Genomic DNA, 14,697 nt, shown 5'->3' on the forward strand with positions numbered 1-14,697 from the left:
TTTAAGTAGTAATCTTAATGGAAGTATTCGTCCGGCGTGGCCGCTTTGATACTGAGTGCATGAATCAGGCCGTCTGAAAACAAGTCTTGCAAAAGCTGCTTAATCATACGTTGCCGCCGGAGGCGACCGATATTTTCAAATGCGTTGCTGACCACCAATATCGCATAATGCCCGCCGCCTTTATTGCCGGCATGGCCGGCGTGCAGATGGCTCTCATCTTCAAAATCGAAGAACTCAGGCTCAAGTGCCTGCAGGCGTTCCTCGATAATTTGACGCATATTGCTCATTTGAACACGGCTTTAAAGGGTTTAATCAATACTTCTGCGTATACGCCGGCATCGACGTAAGGGTCTTGTTCAGCCCATTCTTGTGCTGCGTCCAAAGATTCAAATTGAGCCACAATCAGGCTGCCGGAAACGCGTTCCGGATTGTCTGGTAGAGGATTGGGGCCGGCAGTCAGCAGACGGCCTTGCGCTTTCAATTCTTCCAAGCGTGCCAAATGAGCAGGGCGGGCTGCCATGCGTGCTTCGTGGACATCTTCGGCATCAGTGGCCAAAAGCATGAAATATTCCATTATTGATCCTCCTTAGGCTGGAAACGCATCAGATACATGCCCTGTGCGATAGAAAAAATGATTGTGAAACCCAATGTGCCGAACAATTTGTAATTGACCCATTGGTCTGGAAAATACGTAAAGACAAAGAGATTGGCAGCCCCCATAAAAATCAGGAAGCCAATCCATGCATAAGTCAGGCGCGTCCATACAAAATCAGGAAGCTGCATTTCTTTACCCATCACGGCTTTTAGCCCGTTTTTACCGGCAAGATGGCTAAACAGCATGACGATTGCGCCGATCCAAAACAGAACGGTCGGTTTCCACATGATAAAGCGGTTGTCTTTCAGCAGAATCGTTGCACCGCCAAAAAAGACAATCAAAATCAGACTGACCCATTGCATGGTGTCCAGTTTGCGGTGTTTCCAAAAGGTCAGCGCAGCTTGGGCAATACCGACTATAACCGCAACAGCCGTTGCGGCAATCATGTCTTTGGTGATGATGTATGTGATGAAAAATAAGAATACGGCGAATAAGTCGCTCAAAACCTTCATATATTAATGATGAAACTAATTGAGTAAATGCTAATCATACAGGGAGATGTGTTTTTTTGCACCTTTCCCCATGACTTTAATACCACATATATCCATATGAGATATTTGTTTTGGGTTGGCGAAATTTGTAAAAAAGAAACACAAGCATGCAAAAGTAATAGATTTACCAAGGAATTTCAGGCTGAATAGCCTGTATTGCTTGGCAGAAATGGGTTAAAAATATATCATGACGTAATATCTAGTAAATATATGGTTAAATGCGCGCACATTGGTTAGTACCATAATTTCCGAACAGGGGATCAGTTTTGAAAAAACATCACAATATTAAATTAATTACAGCTTCTATCGCTTTAATGACATCGCTCAGCGCTTCTGCAGGTTTGGGCGGTTTGAACGTTCAATCTCATTTGGGTGAGCCTTTTACAGGCAGTATCACTGTGACTGGCGAGGAAGCTCAGGCTCTGCTTAATGGCGGTAAGGCCACTATTTCAAATGGTAATTTGCGCGCGGCGGTACGCAAATCAGGCGATAAGGCAGTCGTTACCATTCGTTCCTCTAAAGCCATCAAAGATCCTGTTTTGGTTTTCCAAGTAGGTGTCGGCGCGCAATCGCGTGAATACACTGCTATCATCGATCCGGCCGGATACGACGCTAAAGATGCGGCATCCGTCCGCCCCCGTCAAACTGCCGAATCCCAATCCTTCGAGCCGACACGCAATGCCCAACAGCCTGCAACTAAAAACAATAAAGCAGTAGGTAATCAGGCAGCTCAAGCGCGTAAGGATGTGCAGCGTAAGGCTGAGAAAAAACAAGTTCAGACGGCCTCTGCTAAAAACGACACAGCTGCACGTTCAGGTAGACAGCATTTGGTGCGTACGGGTGAAACCCTGATTGCCATTGCGTCCAGCATCCGTCCGCAAGGTATGACCTTGGATCAAACCATTCAAGCATTGGTTAATGCCAATCCGGATGTGTTTATCGATAACAATGCCAACCGTATGTTGGCAGGTAAGGTGCTGAATATTCCAAACCGTAGCGAATTGCAACGTTTGGCTGCTTCTGCTCCTGCTAAAACTAATACGGCAACAGAAAAAGCCAATGAAACCGCTAATGCAACAGAGGCTAAAACAGAAAAACCTGTTGTTCAGCCTGAGGCTCAAACTGAAGCCCAGGTTAAAGATGCTGGCGTAAATACACAGCAACAGGAAGAAGTAAAACAAGCTTCAGCTGAACAAACAGAACAAGCAGCATCTGCAGCGGTTAATGAAAATGCCGCATCGACTGTTCCTGCATCCGATATTCAAGAAGCTATGGCTTCTTCTGATGCTCAAGAGAATGTAGTGGCTTCTGAGTCTGTTGCAACCACTGATTCTATCGCGGAGCAAACAGAGGGCGAATCAAATGGCAATTTATGGAAATGGTTATTGGCAGGCGGTGCAGCCCTTATTGCTGCTTGGTTGTTGTTAAAAGCTGCGGGTAAACGTAAAGACGAGCCTGAAGCAGCACCTGTAAGCCGTATGGATGAAGAGAAGGCTGTACAGAAAGATGTTGCTGCTTCAGCTGCTGCGGTTGCTGCAACTAAAGTAATGCCGTCTGAAAAAACTCAAGATGGCCTGCTTATCGAAGACGATTTTGAAGATGATGTGGTTATCAATGAAGTAGAAGAATCTTCCAATATCGATGATGTCAAACTTGATTTAGGTAAGATTGACAATAGTCAGGCAGGTATTCTTTCAGGTGCAGTAACGCATGATGTTGAGACAGAACAACGTCGCCATGCTGATTGGGACAATATCGAATCAACAGAAAGCGTGTACGAACCTGAACCAGAAAATCCATATCAGCCGGTATCCGTTGTTATGCCTGAACGTAAAGAAGAGCAGGCAAATACATTTGCTGAGTTTGATTTGGCGGCAGAGAAAAAAGTCTCCGAGTCAAGAAATGAAGAGCCACTCGAGTTTACGGTAGAAACCCCTGAAGCTTCAGACGGCCATGCGTTGCCATTCGAGATCAAGCAAGATCAAGACTTGCAAATTCAAGGAACCAAAGAAGAAGTAGAGAAAGAAGAAGCTGCTTCTGAGTTTGTGATTGAAGAAGGTGCATTGGAATGGGGAGCTGAAGATGTTTCAGTAGCCGCCGATAAAAGCAATAGTGAAAGAGGCTTTGTTTCAGAATCAGTTGGCATGACTGCACCGCTTGAAGCCAAATATGATTTGGCTAAGATGTATATCGAAATCGGTGATCCTGAAGCGGCTCGAGAAACATTGCAAGGGCTGATTGAGGAGGCTGAAGGCGATATTCTGCATAAAGCCCAAAAACTGATGAAAGAACTTGGCGCGTAAGTGCTAGTCAAATGAAGATGCCGTTTCAGACGGCATCTTTTTTATGGTAAATTAAAAAGCAAGATTTTATCTGAGTCTATTATTGGTTGGGTAAGATTTCAGCTTTATATGATGGTTGAAGATGAAGGCCGTCTGAAATACAAAATGGAGGCGTGTGTTAATCACGCCTTTTTAATATTTGTTACTTGAGCGTAGGCAACAATATCAATTTACAAGAAGTATAAGAAATGACTGAACAAGTAAATACAACAGGACATCTGGTGCAGCGCTGGGCTTTGACCCTCTCTTATGACGGTAGTCGTTTTTATGGTTGGCAAAAACAGGCTGGAGATTTGCCGACTGTTCAGACGGCCTTAGAGCAGGCATTAACTTCAATAGCAGGAGAGCAGATTAATACTATTGTTGCAGGAAGGACAGATACGGGTGTACATGCGACAGCTCAGGTCGTACACTTTGATACATCTGTAAGCCGTCCGGAGCAAGCGTGGGTGCGTGGAGTCAATGCGCATTTGCCTGACGGTGTGGCTGTATTGCTTGCGCAAAAAGTTGCACCTCATTTTAATGCTCGATTTGATGCTTATGGCCGGCATTACCGTTATTTGCTGGAGTCATCTCCGGTTTGTTCTCCGTTGTTGGTTGGCAGGGTGGGGTGGACACATTTGAAATTAGATTTAAATCTGATGAGGCAGGCTGCTGCTTTATTGGAGGGTGAACATGACTTCTCCAGCTTTCGTGCGGCTGAGTGCCAGGCAAAATCGCCTATAAAAACGCTATATAGGGCAAGTATTAGTGGGACTCCTCGTTATTTGTGCCTTGATTTGCATGGAAATGCATTCTTGCATCATATGGTGCGCAATATTATGGGCGCATTGGTATATGTGGGAAGTGGTAGGATTAGTGTGGATGAATTTCAGTCAATCTTTTATGCAAGAAGCAGATTGAAAGCGCCTCCGACCTTTATGTCTGACGGTCTATATTTGACAGGCGTTGATTATCCTGATGAGTTTGGGGTGGTAAGACTGCCTCTGCCTGAGTGGATGAATGTTTCGGGTAACGTTTTTCAGACGGCCTAATTGGCGGATTGTTGGTATAAAAGCAACAAAATAGCTGGATTGATGTGTAAATTAATAAAGTGTTGTAAAAATGCACAATTGGTTTTAAAAGAAATTTATCATTGATTTTAAATAATAAATTTCATTTTTTTAGGCTGTGTTTGCCTTTGCTGGGTTTCAAGGGTGGTGGGGGTGGATTGAATAAAGTTTGTTTTTTTAGAGAGGAGCAATTATAGTAACAGTCATGGAATCGCTGATTCCAGCGATAATGTAAGCCTAAGCGGATTGTCCGGTCTGCTTAAGTTATTTCTTCACAATAGAAAAGGAATACAGCAATGAAAAAATCTCTGATTGCTCTGACTTTGGCAGCTCTGCCTGTTGCAGCTATGGCTGATGTGACTCTGTACGGTCAAGTTAAAGCCGGCGTTGAAATTTCTAAAGTAAAAGTGGGTAAAGCTACTTCTAAAACTGCTACTGAGATTGCTGACTACGGTTCTCGCATCGGCTTCAAAGGCCACGAACACTTGGGTAGCAACTTGAATGCTATTTGGCAAGTTGAACAAAACACTTCTATCGCCGGTGGTGACTCTGGTTTTGCTAACCGTGAATCTTTCATTGGTTTGGAAGGTGGTTTCGGTAAAGTTCGTGCCGGTAACCTGAACACTGCTCTGAAAGACAGTAGCGACAGCTTCGACCCTTGGGAATCTGGTGCCGCTAACGCAGATGCTCTGCAACTGGGTAAAATTAAACGTGTAGATACTCGTAAAGTATCTGTACGTTACGACACTCCTGTATTTGGTGGTTTCAGTGCAAGCGTACAATACCAACCTCGCGACAATGCTAACCCTGGCGATAAATACACTCACACTGTGAAAAGCCGTGAATCTTACGATTTGGGCCTGAACTACGAAAACTCTGGCTTCTTCGGTCGCTATGCTGGTTCTTATGCTAAACGTGCTGACTTGGATGCTGGCTACTTGGATGCATTCAACGGCAACACTACTTTGGCTGCTGGTGCTTACAAAGATCACCAAGCACACCGTCTGACTGCTGGTTACGATGCTAACAACCTGATGGTTGCTGTTGTAGGTCAATACGAAGGCTTCAAAGCTGACGTAGCTGGTGCTAAGAAAAACGAACGTACTGAAGTTGGTGCAACTGCTGCTTACCGCTTCGGCAACGTAACTCCTCGTGTTTCTTACGCTCACGGCTTCAAAGCTAAAGAAGATGGCGTAAAACAAAAAAATAGCGCTTACAACCAAGTTATCGTTGGTGCTGACTACGACTTCTCTAAACGCACTTCTGCCCTGTTGTCTGCCGGCTGGTTGAAAGAAGGCAAAGGCGACTACAAATACGAGAAAACTGCTGGTACTGTTGGCCTGCGTCACAAATTCTAATCTGACTTAAGATTAGTCTGAAAAAAGAGCCTGTTTTATATAGGCTCTTTTTGTTTTTGTAAGAAATGTATTTTGTCATTGTAGGGGTAGGTTAAAGTATTTTCGATATTCGTTTTCAGGCGGTCTATGGAAATTTAAGTCAGGTTCTATTCTATTTAATATATGCTAAATGAAATTTCAGAAATTGTTTTGAGTATTATTATAAATAAGTTAATAATATGGGGATGATTCTTGGATTGAGTTGATTTTCCTATGTTTCATGCCTAATAATAAAAGGTTCATCTAATGTAGTTCTAAAGTATTATTAGTATGTAGAATCTGGTTTTAAGATTTGTAAACTTGATTTTAATCAAATTATTGCTGATAGATGATTCATATAATATAAGTGTTTAGAGTATCGATATATCGGGAATAGCCATGTCCTGTCTTGAAATGAAGTGCTTAAGTGGCATTTGGAAACGAATCCTTATGCTGTTTGCTGTATTTTTCGTGATGATGGTAAGCCTGCCTGCTTACGCGGAACGCTTGCCTGATTTCTTGGCAAAAGTTCAGCCGTCTGAAATTTTCCCAGGTGCTGACCGCTACGGTAAGCCTGAAGGTAAGCCCTTGGTTGCTCGCGTGTACAAGGGCGAAGAGCAGCTTGGCTTGGTTTATATCACGACTGACGTGGTCAATACGCGCGGTTATTCGAGCAAACCGATCGATACGATGGTTGCATTGGCCAATGATGGCACTATTGCCGGCGCAAAATTGGTTGAGCACCATGAGCCGATTATGCTGATCGGTATCCCGCAATCCCGTGTCGATAAATTCATTGACAAATATATCGGCTTAAATTTTATTAAAAACCCGCCTCAACCAGGTGTTGCACCAGGGGATATTATTAGTGGTGCGACTGTGACCCTGATGGTCATCAATGACAGTATTCAGCGCTCTGTTAAAGCAGTAATCCATCAATATCATTTGGGTACAGATAAAGCAGTTCAAGCCGGTACGGCAGCTGCTTCCGACGAACAGTCTGCCGAGCCTGCCGTTCAAACCCGTCCGCGTCGTGTTGCCAATCAAGACAAACAAGATATCCTGTCATGGAATGCGCTTTTGGAACAAAAAGCCGTCGGTCATCTGCATATTTCTATCGACGAAATCAATAAACTGTTTGAGAAAAGCGGTAAAGCAGGTGTGGCAGATCATGCGGAGCAGGGTGATGGTAACGATACATTTATTGATCTGTATGTTGCCTTGGTCAGCCAGCCTTCCATCGGTAAAAGCCTTTTAGGTGAAGCCGGTTGGAACAACCTGCAAAAACGTTTGAAACCTGGCCAAGAAGCCGTGATGGTGGCCGGCGAAGGTCGCTATTCTTGGAAAGGTTCGGGTTATGTTCGCGGTGGTATCTTTGACCGTATTGAAATGATTCAAGGCGATACCAGCTTCCGCTTTACCGATGCGCAACATGAACGTGTAGTTGCTTTATCCGCCGAAGGTGCGCCTGCATTTAAAGAAGTTTCTTGGTTCACTATCCCCGAAGGTGTGGAATTTGATGGTGCTGAACCATGGCGTTTACAACTGATGATTCAACGTGTGTTGAGTGTTAACGATAAGGCTTTCGTAACTGCAGATTTGGATTACGAATTGCCAAAAGGCTACTACGTTGACGATCCTAAAGCACCGCCGGTTGAAATTAGTGCACCGGTTGAGCCGGTGGCTGTGGCAGCCTCTGCTCCGGAAGAAAGTACAGGTATTGCAGAAGATGCAACGGCTGAGGAAGGCGTATCCAACCAACTTTGGAAACAGGTTTGGAAAGCCAAACAAGGTCAAATCGTGGTTGTCGGTATTGCTTTGACAATTCTTCTGTTGGTATTCCTGTTCCAAGATTGGATTGTCCGTTACGAAAAATGGTATGACCGATTCCGTCTCTGTTTCCTGACCTTTACGCTGTTTTATATCGGCTGGTATGCTCAGGCACAATTATCGGTAGTGAATACTTTGACGTTGTTCTCAGCTGTTTTGACTGAGTTCCACTGGGAATTTTTCCTGATGGATCCGCTGGTATTCATTCTGTGGCTCTTTACAGCGGCGACCATGCTGTTGTGGAACCGCGGTACATTCTGTGGATGGCTGTGCCCTTTCGGTGCATTGCAAGAGTTAACCAACCGTATCGCTAAAAAATTGGGTCTGAAACAAATTACAGTGCCACACTTGTTGCATACCCGTCTGAGTGCGATTAAATATGTAATTTTCTTCGCTTTGCTGGCAATTTCCCTGTACGATTTGGGTACGGCTGAAAAATTTGCTGAAATTGAGCCTTTCAAAACTGCAATTATTTTGAAATTCATGCGTGAATGGTGGTTTGTTCTGTTCGCCGCCGCTTTGCTGATTGCAGGCTTGTTCATCGAACGTTTCTTCTGCCGTTATCTGTGTCCTTTGGGTGCAGGTATTGCATTGCCGGGCCGCTTCCGTGTGTTTGATTGGCTGCGCCGTTATAAAATGTGCGGTAACCCATGCCAGATTTGTACACACGAATGTCCCGTACAGGCAATCGCACCTGAAGGCGACATTCATCCGAACGAATGTATCCAATGTCTGCATTGTCAGGTAATGTATCATCACGATACGCGTTGTCCCCAAGTAGTGGCAACGAATAAGAAAAAACAAAAACAAGCGGCGGCAAAAGCTGAACAGCATGATGCGGCAGTGACGCAAAATGCTCAAGAACAAGTCGTCCAGTTTGTTAAAAAAGAATCGGCAATCAGTGTCGACAAGTAGTAATTTATCAATAAAAAAAGAGGGCTGTATCGGCAGCCTGACTTAGAAAGTTTTTCATCGGCAGGCCGTCTGAAAAATCGGCCGCCGGATTTTATCCAAGGAGTGTCGTATGTCAGACGAAAAATTAGAACAAAACGGCTTAAGCCGTCGTTCATTCTTAGGTACTGCCGCTGCTTCCGGTGCGGGTATTGCTGGTGCCGGTTTGTTGGGCTTGGCCGGTTGCTCTAACGGCGAGGGTGATAAAGCTGCTGCTTCCGGTGCTGCACCTGCCGAAAAAGCCGCTGCTCATTCTGCCGAACCGGGCAAACAAACTTCCGAAGTTGGTCCAGGCGAACTTGACCAATACTACGGTTTCTTGTCAGGCGGTCAATCAGGTGAAATGCGCTTGATCGGCGTACCTTCTATGCGTGAGTTGATGCGTATCCCTGTGTTCAATATGGACAGCGCTACCGGTTGGGGTCGTACCAACGAGAGCCTGCGTATTTTGAATGAAAAAATTACGCCGGAAACCCGTAAATTCCTGCAAGACAGCGGTCTGCGTTGCTACCCTAACGGCGACTTGCACCACCCGCACTTGTCTTTCACCGACCAAACTTACGATGGCCGTTATGCTTACGCCAACGATAAAGCAAACACCCGTGTTTGCCGTATCCGCTTGGATGTGATGAAAACTGATAAAATCATCGATATTCCTAATGCTTCAGGTATCCACGGTCTGCGTCCTCAACGCTATCCGAAAACTGGCTACGTATTTGCCAACGGTGAGCATATCGTTCCTGTTGACGGCGTAGGCAAATGGGATGATCCTAAAACTTGGAATGCCGTTTATACTGCAGTTGATGGCGAAACCATGGACATCGCATGGCAAGTATTGGTAGACGGTAACTTGGATAATGGCGATGCCGACTACCAAGGTAAATACTCTTTCTCTACCTGCTATAACTCTGAGCGCGCTCTGACTGTACAAGGTGCATCTTCTAACGAACAAGACTGGTGTGTAGTATTTAACCTGGCCGCCATCGAAGAAGGCATCAAAAAAGGCGACTTCAAAGAAGTTAACGGCGTAAAAATGTTGGACGGTCGTGCGGAAGCCAACTCTCCATACACTCGTTACATCCCGGTTCCTAACTCTCCTCACGGTTGTAATGCAAGCCCTGACGGCAAATACATCATGCTCAACGGTAAACTGTCTCCAACCGTTACCGTATTGGATGTTAGCAAACTGGATGACTTGTTTGCAGGTAAAATCAAAGAGCGCGATGTTGTCGTAGCCGAGCCTCAACTGGGTCTTGGCCCATTACACACTGCATTTGACGGTCGCGGCAATGCCTATACTACATTGTTTATCGACAGTCAAATGGTGAAATGGAACATCGACGACGCGATTAAAGCCTATAAAGGCGAGAAAATCGATCCGATCAAACAAAAACTCGACGTTCACTATCAACCGGGTCACAACCACACTACCATGGGCGAAACCAAAGAAGCCGACGGTAAATGGTTGGTATCTTTGAACAAGTTCTCTAAAGACCGCTTCTTGAATGCCGGTCCTTTGAAACCTGAGTGTGACCAATTGATCGACATCTCCGGCGACGAAATGCGTCTGGTGCATGACAATCCGACTTTTGCCGAACCACACGACTTGTGCTTGGTTGCTGCGTCTAAAGTGAACCCAAGCAAAACTTGGGACCGCAAAGACCCATGGTTCTGGCAAGAAGCTTTGGAACAAGCTCAAAAAGACGGTGTTGAGCTGGAAAAAGCTGCCAAAGTCGTACGTGAAGGCAACAAAGTACGCGTGTACATGACTGCCGTTGCGCCTGCTTACAGCGTTCCTCAATTTGAAGTGAACCAAGGCGACGAAGTTACCGTATATGTAACCAACGTTGAGACCATTGAAGACTTGACTCACGGCTTTACTTTGGAAGGTTATGGCATTGCTATGGAGATTGGCCCGCAAGCTACATCTTCTGTAACCTTCAAAGCTGTCCGTCCAGGCGTACACTGGTACTACTGCCAATGGTTCTGCCACGCATTGCACATGGAAATGTCTGGCCAAATGATTGTTAAACCAAAATAATTTCGGTTTGATGATTTAATTCTTCAGGCCGTCTGAAAAAACATTCTTTCAGACGGCCTTTATAGCAAAGTTGTTTGTCGGCCGATATGGTCACAAAATGAAAGCCATCATCAGACAGCTTTGCTATAACACCAAAATACCTGTTTCCGCATCGGTTTATCATGCGGCAAGCAGGCCGTCTGAAACAGAGATATGATTATGACGCACACACAAATCCATCGTTCCAAATGGCAACGTGCCGCACTCGTATTGCTGCTTGGCAGCATGGTTCAGACGGCCTTTGCCGCAGTCATCAACGTATCCGCACAAGACAATCTCAATGATGCTTTGGCGCGCGCCCAAGCCGGCGATACGCTCAAGCTTGCCTCCGGTATATACAAAACCAAACTCTATATCGACAAACCCATTACCATCGAAGGCCCTGCCGACCGTTCCGCCAAGATTGTCGGCGACCGGAGTGGGAGGACGGTTGCCGTTCATGCGCCTGATGTAACTTTGCGCAATCTGACCGTTTCCCATTCCGGCATGAGTTTGCCGGCAATGGATGCCGGTATCTATTTAGAAGAGACGGCAACGCGCGCGCTGGTGGAGCATAACAACATCGTCGACAATTCCGTCGGCGTGTATATTCACGGTGCGGCAGAATCCATGGTGCGGGAAAATAAAATCATCGGCGATGCAACCCTGCGCGTCAACGAACGCGGCAACGGCGTAACCGTCTGGAATGCGCCCGGTGCGCAAGTGATTGATAACGATATTTCCAAAGGCCGTGACGGTATTTTTTCAAATACCAGTACCCATAATACCTACAAAGGCAACCGTTTTAGCGACTTACGCTTTGCCGTCCATTATATGTACACCAATGACAGCGAAGTCAGCAACAATATCTCCGTCGGCAACAATATGGGTTATGTGCTGATGTTTTCCGAACGCCTGAAAGTGTATGGCAACATTGCCGTTGGCAGCCGCGACCAAGGCATTATGCTCAACTACGTCAATTATTCCGAAATTCACGATAATGTGATCAACAAGGCAGGCAAATGCGTGTTTGCCTACAATGCCAACTACAATAAAATTTTCGACAACCATTTTGAAAACTGTCAAATCGGTATTCACTTTACCGCGGCCATTGAAGGCACAAGCCTGTTCAATAATTCGTTTATCAACAACGAAAGCCAAGTCAAATACGTCAGCACCCGTTTCCTTGATTGGGGCGAGGGTGGTCGCGGCAACTATTGGAGCGATAACAGCGCCTTTGACCTTGACGGCGACGGCTTCGGCGACAGTGCCTACCGTCCCAATGGGATTATCGACCAAATCATCTGGCGCGCACCCGTCGCCCGGTTATTGATGAACAGCCCTGCCATCAGCATTGTCAAATGGGCGCAATCTCAATTTCCCGCCATCCTGCCCGGCGGCGTAATTGACAGCAAGCCTTTGATGAACCCTGTCCGCAATAAAACGACAACCAAATACGAAGCCATGAAGGACGAATTGCTGCATGAAGCAAAAACGCACCAATCCGAATGGGGTAATGCCGAAAACGGTGCGTTGACAGGCGGAAATGCCAATATGTAACCTTTCAGACGGCCCAATATCAAAGGCCGTCTGAAACATTCACTAGAGGAATATCCATGAGCAGTACCAACCACGTTGAATTAAGAAACGTGACCAAGCAGTTTGGCAGCCAAAAGGCCGTCAACCAAGTCGATCTGGTTCTCAAGGCTGGCGAGAGCGTCGGCATGGCAGGACACAACGGTGCAGGCAAATCTACCATTATGAAGCTGATACTCGGCCTGATTACGCCGACCGAGGGCGAAGTGATGCTTTTGGGAGAGCCGACCGGCAGTAAAGCAGGGGCGCAGCGTCGCAGCCAAATCGGTTACCTGCCTGAAACGGTTGCATTGCACCCTTCATTGACCGGTATCGAAACCATGGATTTCTATGCCAAACTAAAAAAACAGCCCCTGAGTAAAAACCGCGAATTGCTCGAGCGTGTCGGCATTTCCCAGGCCGCACGCCGCCGTGTCGGCACTTACTCTAAAGGTATGCGTCAACGCCTCGCTTTGGCACAAGCCTTGTTGGGCGAGCCTAAAGTTTTATTGTTTGACGAGCCAACTACCGGCCTTGATCCGGCTTCACGTCAAATGTTTTACGAAGTTGTGCGCGAACTCAATGGGCGCGGCGCAACCGTATTGCTCAGCACCCATGCACTGGCCGAGCTTGACGGCCACGCCGACCGCATCATCGTTATGAAAAACGGCGTGAAAGTTGCTGACGGCAGCATGGATGAGTTGCATGTTCAAAGCGGTCTACCGCTGACCGTCAACGTCCGCTTGAAAGAAGCGCGCCCGTTGAGCGAGCGTTGGCATCCGCTTTCAGACGGCCTGTCGTATAAAGCGCAATGTAAAGCCGAAGAGCGTATGGGACTTTTGAGCGAATTGGGTGATTTGGGCAGTCTTGCCTACATCGATATCCACACGCCAACACTTGATGATATGTACGCGCAATTCTTGAAGAGGGAAGACGTATGAACCCCGTTTGGATTATTACCGGCAAAGAAGTCCGAGACAGCCTGCGCAACCGTTGGGTTCTTGCCGCCGCACTTTTGCTTGCCGCATTGGCACTGTCATTAGGCTTTCTCGGCAGCTCGCCTACCGGTTCGGTCAAGGTTGATCCCTTGACGGTAACTGTAGTCAGTCTGTCCAGCCTGTCTATCTTCTTGATCCCGCTGATTGCGATGTTGCTCTCTTATGATGCACTGATCGGCGAAATCGAGCGCGGTACAATGGCGTTGTTGCTAAGTTACCCCATCTCGCGCAACCAAATCCTTGCCGGTAAATTTATCGGCCACCTCATCATTCTTGCCCTTGCTACCACCGCAGGCTACGGATTGGCAGGTATTACCCTTCAGCTTGCCAACGGCGGTTTTGATATTGCCGCATGGCAACCTTTCGCCCTTTTGATTGCTGCCAGCGTGATTCTTGGCGCAGCCTTTTTGTCCATGGGCTATTTGATCAGCGCAAAAGTTAAAGAACGCGGTACAGCCGCCGGTATCGCCATCGGCGTATGGCTGTTTTTTGTCGTTATTTTCGATATGGCGCTTTTGGGTGTTTTGGTTGCCGATACCGAACAAGTCATTACCGCGCCTGTAGTGGAAACCGTTCTTCTGTTCAACCCCGCAGACATTTATCGCCTGCTGAACCTGACGGGTTACGAAAATACAGCCATGTATGCCGGCATGGCAGGTTTGAGCGAACAAATCAGCCTGAGTATGCCTATTTTGCTGACGGCTCAGGTATTATGGGTTATCATTCCTTTGATTTTAGCCGCCTGGATTTTCGGAAAGCGACAAATATGAGAAAAATATTATTGACAACCTTCACACTCATCGCATTGGCAGCCTGCAGCAAGCAGGACAACAGCCCTCCGCCTGCGCCCCAACAAATCAGCGACAGCGCGGTCGGTCATTACTGCAGCATGAATTTGACTGAACACAACGGCCCTAAAGCGCAAATCTTCTTGAACGGCAAACCTGACAAACCGGTTTGGTTTTCCACCATCAAGCAGATGTTCGGCTACACCAAACTGCCCGAAGAGCCTAAAGGCATTCATGCCATCTATGTTACCGATATGGGTAAAGTCAAAGATTGGGAAAAACCCAATGCTGACACTGAATGGATAGATGCGAAAAAGGCCTATTACGTTATTGAAAGCAGCTTTATTGGCGGCATGGGTGCGGAAGACGCGCTTCCGTTTGCCGACAAGGCTCAGGCTGAAAAATTCGCCAAAGAAAAAGGCGGCAGAGTAGTCGGTTTTGCAGAGATGCCCGACGAATACATTTTCAAATAAAACAACCAATAAAGGCCGTCTGAAACAGTTTCAGACGGCCTTTGTGTTGGAAGCTGCCGATTGCTGATTTAATGAATGCGGCTTTCAATATAAAGATAAAAAATCTA

General features: G+C 46.5%; 12 protein-coding genes. 9 read left to right on the forward strand and 3 right to left on the reverse strand.

From position 1 onward, the window contains the following. Window positions 1-14: 14 nt before the first annotated feature. From ACTHSA_RS03340 to ACTHSA_RS03350, 3 genes are read right to left on the reverse strand one after another with little or no spacing between them, the layout of a single operon-like run. Complete coding sequence (locus ACTHSA_RS03340; protein WP_440378798.1) at window positions 15-287, reverse strand: BolA family protein; 273 nt, start codon at window positions 285-287, stop codon at window positions 15-17. Then, complete coding sequence (locus ACTHSA_RS03345) at window positions 284-574, reverse strand: YciI family protein (protein ID WP_004519663.1); 291 nt, start codon at window positions 572-574, stop codon at window positions 284-286. The genes ACTHSA_RS03340 and ACTHSA_RS03345 overlap by 4 nt, the downstream gene beginning before the upstream one ends. Beyond that, window positions 574-1,107 carry a septation protein A gene (locus ACTHSA_RS03350; RefSeq protein ID WP_049336720.1) on the reverse strand — a complete coding sequence of 178 codons (534 nt, stop codon included), beginning with the start codon at window positions 1,105-1,107 and terminating at the stop codon, window positions 574-576. Before ACTHSA_RS03350 ends, ACTHSA_RS03345 begins: the two co-directional genes overlap by 1 nt. Before the next feature lie 353 nt (window positions 1,108-1,460). Here ACTHSA_RS03350 and ACTHSA_RS03355 point away from each other — a divergent pair, with 353 nt between their 5' ends. From ACTHSA_RS03355 to ACTHSA_RS03395, 9 genes are all read left to right on the forward strand, one after another. After that, complete coding sequence (locus tag ACTHSA_RS03355) at window positions 1,461-3,449, forward strand: FimV/HubP family polar landmark protein (protein ID WP_004519665.1); 1,989 nt, start codon at window positions 1,461-1,463, stop codon at window positions 3,447-3,449. A gap of 227 nt (window positions 3,450-3,676) precedes the next feature. Next, window positions 3,677-4,522: a tRNA pseudouridine(38-40) synthase TruA gene (gene truA / locus ACTHSA_RS03360; protein WP_004519666.1), complete on the forward strand. Its 846-nt coding sequence runs from the start codon at window positions 3,677-3,679 to the stop codon at window positions 4,520-4,522. Window positions 4,523-4,836: 314 nt separating this feature from the next. Beyond that, window positions 4,837-5,898 carry a trimeric porin PorB gene (gene porB, locus ACTHSA_RS03365; protein ID WP_070503692.1) on the forward strand — a complete coding sequence of 354 codons (1,062 nt, stop codon included), beginning with the start codon at window positions 4,837-4,839 and terminating at the stop codon, window positions 5,896-5,898. Window positions 5,899-6,366: 468 nt separating this feature from the next. Then, window positions 6,367-8,661 (forward strand): NosR/NirI family protein, encoded by a 2,295-nt coding sequence (locus tag ACTHSA_RS03370; RefSeq protein ID WP_191620597.1) that lies wholly within the window; start codon window positions 6,367-6,369, stop codon window positions 8,659-8,661. 109 nt (window positions 8,662-8,770) lie between these two features. Beyond that, on the forward strand, window positions 8,771-10,738 hold the full coding sequence (gene nosZ, locus ACTHSA_RS03375; RefSeq protein WP_004519669.1) for a TAT-dependent nitrous-oxide reductase: 1,968 nt from the start codon (window positions 8,771-8,773) through the stop codon (window positions 10,736-10,738). Window positions 10,739-10,936: 198 nt separating this feature from the next. Next, window positions 10,937-12,316 (forward strand): nitrous oxide reductase family maturation protein NosD, encoded by a 1,380-nt coding sequence (locus ACTHSA_RS03380; protein WP_100066638.1) that lies wholly within the window; start codon window positions 10,937-10,939, stop codon window positions 12,314-12,316. A gap of 56 nt (window positions 12,317-12,372) precedes the next feature. Continuing rightward, the gene (locus ACTHSA_RS03385; RefSeq protein WP_004519672.1) at window positions 12,373-13,272 is read left to right on the forward strand and encodes an ABC transporter ATP-binding protein; all 900 of its coding nucleotides are present in this window, start codon (window positions 12,373-12,375) and stop codon (window positions 13,270-13,272) included. Further along, window positions 13,269-14,099: an ABC transporter permease gene (locus ACTHSA_RS03390; protein WP_004519673.1), complete on the forward strand. Its 831-nt coding sequence runs from the start codon at window positions 13,269-13,271 to the stop codon at window positions 14,097-14,099. Before ACTHSA_RS03385 ends, ACTHSA_RS03390 begins: the two co-directional genes overlap by 4 nt. Next, the gene (locus ACTHSA_RS03395) at window positions 14,096-14,590 is read left to right on the forward strand and encodes a nitrous oxide reductase accessory protein NosL (RefSeq protein WP_004519674.1); all 495 of its coding nucleotides are present in this window, start codon (window positions 14,096-14,098) and stop codon (window positions 14,588-14,590) included. Before ACTHSA_RS03390 ends, ACTHSA_RS03395 begins: the two co-directional genes overlap by 4 nt. Window positions 14,591-14,697: the final 107 nt, after the last annotated feature.

This window comes from Neisseria sp. P0008.S002 (assembly GCF_051962805.1).
Classification (GTDB): domain Bacteria; phylum Pseudomonadota; class Gammaproteobacteria; order Burkholderiales; family Neisseriaceae; genus Neisseria; species Neisseria perflava.

Coding starts and splice junctions, on each gene's coding strand:
- ACTHSA_RS03340 (WP_440378798.1), bottom strand. CDS start 287: ATGAGCAATATGCGTCAAATTATCGAGGAACGCCTGCAGGCACTTGAG.
- ACTHSA_RS03345 (WP_004519663.1), bottom strand. CDS start 574: ATGGAATATTTCATGCTTTTGGCCACTGATGCCGAAGATGTCCACGAA.
- ACTHSA_RS03350 (WP_049336720.1), bottom strand. CDS start 1,107: ATGAAGGTTTTGAGCGACTTATTCGCCGTATTCTTATTTTTCATCACA.
- ACTHSA_RS03355 (WP_004519665.1), top strand. CDS start 1,461: ATGACATCGCTCAGCGCTTCTGCAGGTTTGGGCGGTTTGAACGTTCAA.
- truA (WP_004519666.1), top strand. CDS start 3,677: ATGACTGAACAAGTAAATACAACAGGACATCTGGTGCAGCGCTGGGCT.
- porB (WP_070503692.1), top strand. CDS start 4,837: ATGAAAAAATCTCTGATTGCTCTGACTTTGGCAGCTCTGCCTGTTGCA.
- ACTHSA_RS03370 (WP_191620597.1), top strand. CDS start 6,367: ATGCTGTTTGCTGTATTTTTCGTGATGATGGTAAGCCTGCCTGCTTAC.
- nosZ (WP_004519669.1), top strand. CDS start 8,771: ATGTCAGACGAAAAATTAGAACAAAACGGCTTAAGCCGTCGTTCATTC.
- ACTHSA_RS03380 (WP_100066638.1), top strand. CDS start 10,937: ATGACGCACACACAAATCCATCGTTCCAAATGGCAACGTGCCGCACTC.
- ACTHSA_RS03385 (WP_004519672.1), top strand. CDS start 12,373: ATGAGCAGTACCAACCACGTTGAATTAAGAAACGTGACCAAGCAGTTT.
- ACTHSA_RS03390 (WP_004519673.1), top strand. CDS start 13,269: ATGAACCCCGTTTGGATTATTACCGGCAAAGAAGTCCGAGACAGCCTG.
- ACTHSA_RS03395 (WP_004519674.1), top strand. CDS start 14,096: ATGAGAAAAATATTATTGACAACCTTCACACTCATCGCATTGGCAGCC.